Origin of the sequence: Symbioplanes lichenis (assembly GCF_030709675.1) — a bacterium.
Taxonomy (GTDB): Bacteria; Actinomycetota; Actinomycetes; order Mycobacteriales; family Micromonosporaceae; genus Actinoplanes; species Actinoplanes lichenis.
Window position 1 is genome coordinate 1 of sequence record NZ_JAUZQD010000042.1, and the last position, 3,704, is coordinate 3,704.

5 protein-coding genes are annotated in these 3,704 nt (G+C 70.6%); 2 read left to right on the plus strand and 3 right to left on the minus strand.

What is annotated here, in order from left to right:
- Positions 1-41: 41 nt before the first annotated feature.
- Positions 42-425, minus strand: a complete 384-nt coding sequence (locus RAN62_RS40910; RefSeq protein ID WP_305790292.1) for a VOC family protein — start codon at positions 423-425, stop codon at positions 42-44.
- A complete protein-coding gene (locus RAN62_RS40915) occupies positions 422-1,000 on the minus strand; it encodes a cob(I)yrinic acid a,c-diamide adenosyltransferase (protein WP_305790293.1) in 579 nt (192 codons plus the stop codon). The genes RAN62_RS40910 and RAN62_RS40915 overlap by 4 nt, the downstream gene beginning before the upstream one ends.
- Before the next feature lie 41 nt (positions 1,001-1,041).
- Between RAN62_RS40915 and murA the strand changes: the two genes are divergently transcribed.
- Entirely contained in the window at positions 1,042-2,328 is a 1,287-nt protein-coding gene (murA, locus tag RAN62_RS40920) for a UDP-N-acetylglucosamine 1-carboxyvinyltransferase (RefSeq protein ID WP_305790296.1), read from the plus strand.
- Here the strand turns inward: murA and RAN62_RS40925 are convergent.
- Complete coding sequence (locus RAN62_RS40925) at positions 2,318-2,647, minus strand: hypothetical protein (protein WP_305790294.1); 330 nt, start codon at positions 2,645-2,647, stop codon at positions 2,318-2,320. The two genes, murA and RAN62_RS40925, sit on opposite strands and share 11 nt — an antisense overlap.
- A 105-nt stretch (positions 2,648-2,752) precedes the next feature.
- On the opposite strand from RAN62_RS40925, the gene RAN62_RS40930 reads away from it, so the two are divergent.
- A complete protein-coding gene (locus RAN62_RS40930) occupies positions 2,753-3,604 on the plus strand; it encodes a 3-hydroxyacyl-CoA dehydrogenase family protein (RefSeq protein ID WP_305790295.1) in 852 nt (283 codons plus the stop codon).
- Positions 3,605-3,704: the final 100 nt, after the last annotated feature.

Below are 3,704 nucleotides of genomic sequence, written 5' to 3' on the forward strand. Positions count from 1 at the left end.
TCCGCACCATGCAACCAGCTACGACATGAAGTTTTTGATCTTCAAGCGGCCACCAGCTCGACCTCGTACCCCCAGTCATCCTCCAGATAGGCCGCGTAATGTTCCGGCCCGCCCGCGTGCGGATGCCGGTCGGCGAACATCAGCGACCAGCCGTGCGCCGGCGCCTCCGCGGTCAGCCGGTCGACCTCCGCGCGGCCGGCCACGGTGAAGGCCAGATGATTCAGGCCCGGCGCGCGCCGATCGTGCGTGCCGGACGACAGGGCGGGCGACTGCTCCAGCACGACGTAGACCTGACCGTCACGCCAGGAGCGGCCGTGCTCCCAGTCCTGGAACTGCTGCCAGCCCAGCGACGTGAAGAGCCAGCCCCACGGGTGCAGCGCGCCCGCCAGGTCGGGGACCCACAGCTCGACGTGGTGCAGGGTCACGACGCCGTGCCGCCGGGGACCCACTTGACGTCGCCGTGCGAGCCGTTGGCGGTGCGGGACAGGATGAAGAGCAGGTCGGAGAGGCGGTTCAGATACTTCGCGGGCAGGGCGGGGGTGCGCTCCGGGTCGGCCTCGACCAGGGCCCAGGCCGAGCGCTCGGCGCGGCGGGCCACCGTGCGGGCGACATGCAGGAGGGCCGCGCCCGGGGTGCCGCCGGGCAGGATGAAGGAGTCGAGCTTGGGGAGCTCGGCGTTGTACTCGTCGCACCAGCCCTCGAGGCGGGTGACGTAGCTCTCCTTGATCCGCAGCGGCGGGTATTCGGGGTCCTCGGCGAGCGGGTTGCACAGGTCGGCGCCGACGTCGAAGAGATCGTTCTGCACGGCGCTCAGGACGCTGCGCACGTCGGGGGCGAGGTGGCCGAGGGCCAGGGCGACGCCGAGGGCCGCGTTGCACTCGTCGACGTCGGCGTAGGCGCTGATGCGGGGGTCGGTCTTCGCCGTGACCTCGTTGTTGCCCAGGCGAGTGGCACCGCCGTCGCCGGTGCGGGTGTAGATGCGGGTGAGATGTACGGCCATGGGCCCCACCCTACGGAGGCCCGCCGCGCGCGCCCCATACGATTGCCGTCGTGGATGTGATCAGGGTCAAGGGTGGCGCGCGTCTTTCCGGCGATGTCTCGGTGGGCGGCGCGAAGAACTCCGCGCTCAAGCTGATGGCGGTCGCGCTGCTCGCCGAGGGGCGCAGCGTCGTGGCGAACGTGCCCCGGATCACCGACATCGCCATCATGGGCGAGGTGCTCCGGCGGCTGGGCTGCGAGGTGACGTTCGCCGGGGACGAGGCGGTCATCGACGTGCCCGCCGAGCCCGGGAGCGAGGCCGACTACGACCTGGTGCGCCGGCTGCGGGCGTCGATCTGCGTGCTCGGGCCGCTGCTGGCGCGGCGGGGGTACGTACGCGTGGCCCTGCCCGGCGGCGACATGATCGGCTCGCGCGGGCTCGACATGCACGTGTCCGGCCTGGCCCGGCTCGGGGCGAGCATCTCCAACGAGCACGGCTTCGTGATCGCGTCGGCACCCGGCGGGCTGCGGGGCAGCAAGATCTGGCTGGACTTCCCGAGCGTGGGCGCCACCGAGAACATTCTCATGGCCGCCGTCCTCGCCCGCGGCGTCACGGAGATCGACAACGCGGCCCGCGAGCCCGAGATCGTCGACATCTGCCAGATGCTCACCGACATGGGCGCCAAGATCGAGGGCGCCGGCACGTCCACGCTCACCATCGAGGGCGTCGACTCGCTGCGGCCGGTGCACCACGCGACGGTCGGCGACCGGATCGTCGGCGGCACGTGGGCCTACGCGACGGCGATGACCCGGGGCGACGTGACCGTCCACGGCGTACGCCCGGAGTACCTCGAGATCGCCCTCGACAAGCTCGTCTCGGCGGGCGCGGTCGTGGAGCCCGGCGACAACCTCTTCCGCGTGCGCATGGACGACCGCCCGAAGGCCGTCGACATCGTCACGCTGCCCTACCCGGGCTTCGCCACGGACCTGCTGCCGATGGCGATCGGTCTCGCCGCGGTGAGCAAGGGCACGTCGCTCATCACGGAGAACATCTTCGACGGCCGGTTCATGTTCGTGAACGAGATGGTCCGGCTCGGCGCCGACATCCGCACCGACGGGCACCACGCGGTCACCAACGGGCGGGAGCGGCTCTCCGGGGCGCCCGTGCGGGCCACCGACATCCGGGCCGGGGCGGGCCTGGTCATCGCCGGCCTGTGCGCCGAGGGCGTCACCGAGGTCGCCGAGGTGCACCACATCGACCGCGGCTACCCCGACTTCGTGTCGGACCTGGCCAAGCTCGGCGTCGACGTGGAGCGCACCGACGTGCCCGAGCCGACCTTCAACTTCTAGACAGCAGTCGCGTCGCTTCCTCGGCCTCCTCGGGGAAGACCAGCACGACGAAGCGGCCGTCGGACCGGACGGCCGACGTCGAGCGGATGCCGGCCGCGGCCAGCAGCTCGCGGAGGTCGTCGGCCTCGTCCGGGTCGTCGGTCACCGCGGCCGGGCAGAGCAGGCCGTAGTCCTCGCTGTGGAAGATGGCCAGGCCGGCCCACGGGTCGGCGGGCGCCCGGCCGACCGTCTGCCAGCGCCAGAAGATGGCGCCGAGGAAGCCGGTCAGCGCGACGGCGAGGAACGGCCCGAGGAGATACCAGCCGTCGTCAGGTGGCATGGCGACAGTGTCGCACCGGAAGCGAGCCGTTTTCGGGTTTTCCCACCTTCCGTAATGACCGTTAAGGTGAGGGCGACACTGGTACGAGCGAAGGAGTGGCGCACAATGGCTGGTCGGCTCGCGGTCATCGGCTCGGGGCTCATGGGATCGGGCATCGCCCAGGTGGCGGCGCAGGCGGGATGGACGGTCACCGTGCGCGACCTGGACCAGCCGTCGCTGGACCGGGGCGTCGCGGCCATCCGCAGCTCGCTGACGCGCTTCGTGACCAAGGAGCGGATCACCCGCGAGGAGGCCGACGCCGCCCTCGCCCGGATCACCACCACGACCGAGCTCGACGCGGCCGCCGACGCCGACGTCGTGGTCGAGGCCATCTTCGAGAAGCTCGAGGCCAAGCACGAGGTCTTCCGCGCCCTCGACAAGATCTGCAAGCCCGGCGCCGTCCTCGGCACCAACACGTCGGCCATCCCGATCACCCAGATCGCCGCCGTCACCGAACGCCCCGAGTCGGTCGTCGGGATCCACTTCTTCTCGCCGGTGCCGATGATGAAACTGGTCGAGCTGGTCCGCGGCTACCAGACATCGGACGAGACGCTCGCCACCGCCCGCGCCTTCGCCGAGGAGCTCGGCAAGACGTGCGTCGAGGTCAAGCGGGACGTCGCCGGCTTCGTGTCCAACCGCCTCTTCTCCGTCCTGCTGGTCGAGGCGATCAGCCTGGTCGAGTCGGGCGTGGTCAGCGCGGCCGACCTCGACACGGTGATGAAGCTCGGCTTCGGCCACGCCATGGGCCCCCTCGCCACGATCGACCTGACCGGCCTCGACGTCATGCTCAACGCCGCCGGCAACATCCACCGCGACACGGGCGACGCGAAGTTCTTCCCGCCCGAGCTGCTCCAGCGCATGGTCACGGCGGGGGATCTGGGCCGCAAGACGGGGAAGGGCTTCTACACGTACGAGTAAGGGTCAAGATCAAGTTCAAAGGCTTGATGTCGTAGCTTGGGGCAGGAGGGCCTTCAGTCTGGTTCGGGTGGAGGGTGGGGCGGTTGGATGGGGGTACAGG

Bases quoted from the DNA above. Each gene is read 5' to 3' on its own strand.
- RAN62_RS40930 (WP_305790295.1), top strand. From the start codon at position 2,753: ATGGCTGGTCGGCTCGCGGTCATCGGCTCGGGGCTCATGGGATCGGGC.
- RAN62_RS40915 (WP_305790293.1), bottom strand. From the start codon at position 1,000: ATGGCCGTACATCTCACCCGCATCTACACCCGCACCGGCGACGGCGGT.
- RAN62_RS40925 (WP_305790294.1), bottom strand. From the start codon at position 2,647: ATGCCACCTGACGACGGCTGGTATCTCCTCGGGCCGTTCCTCGCCGTC.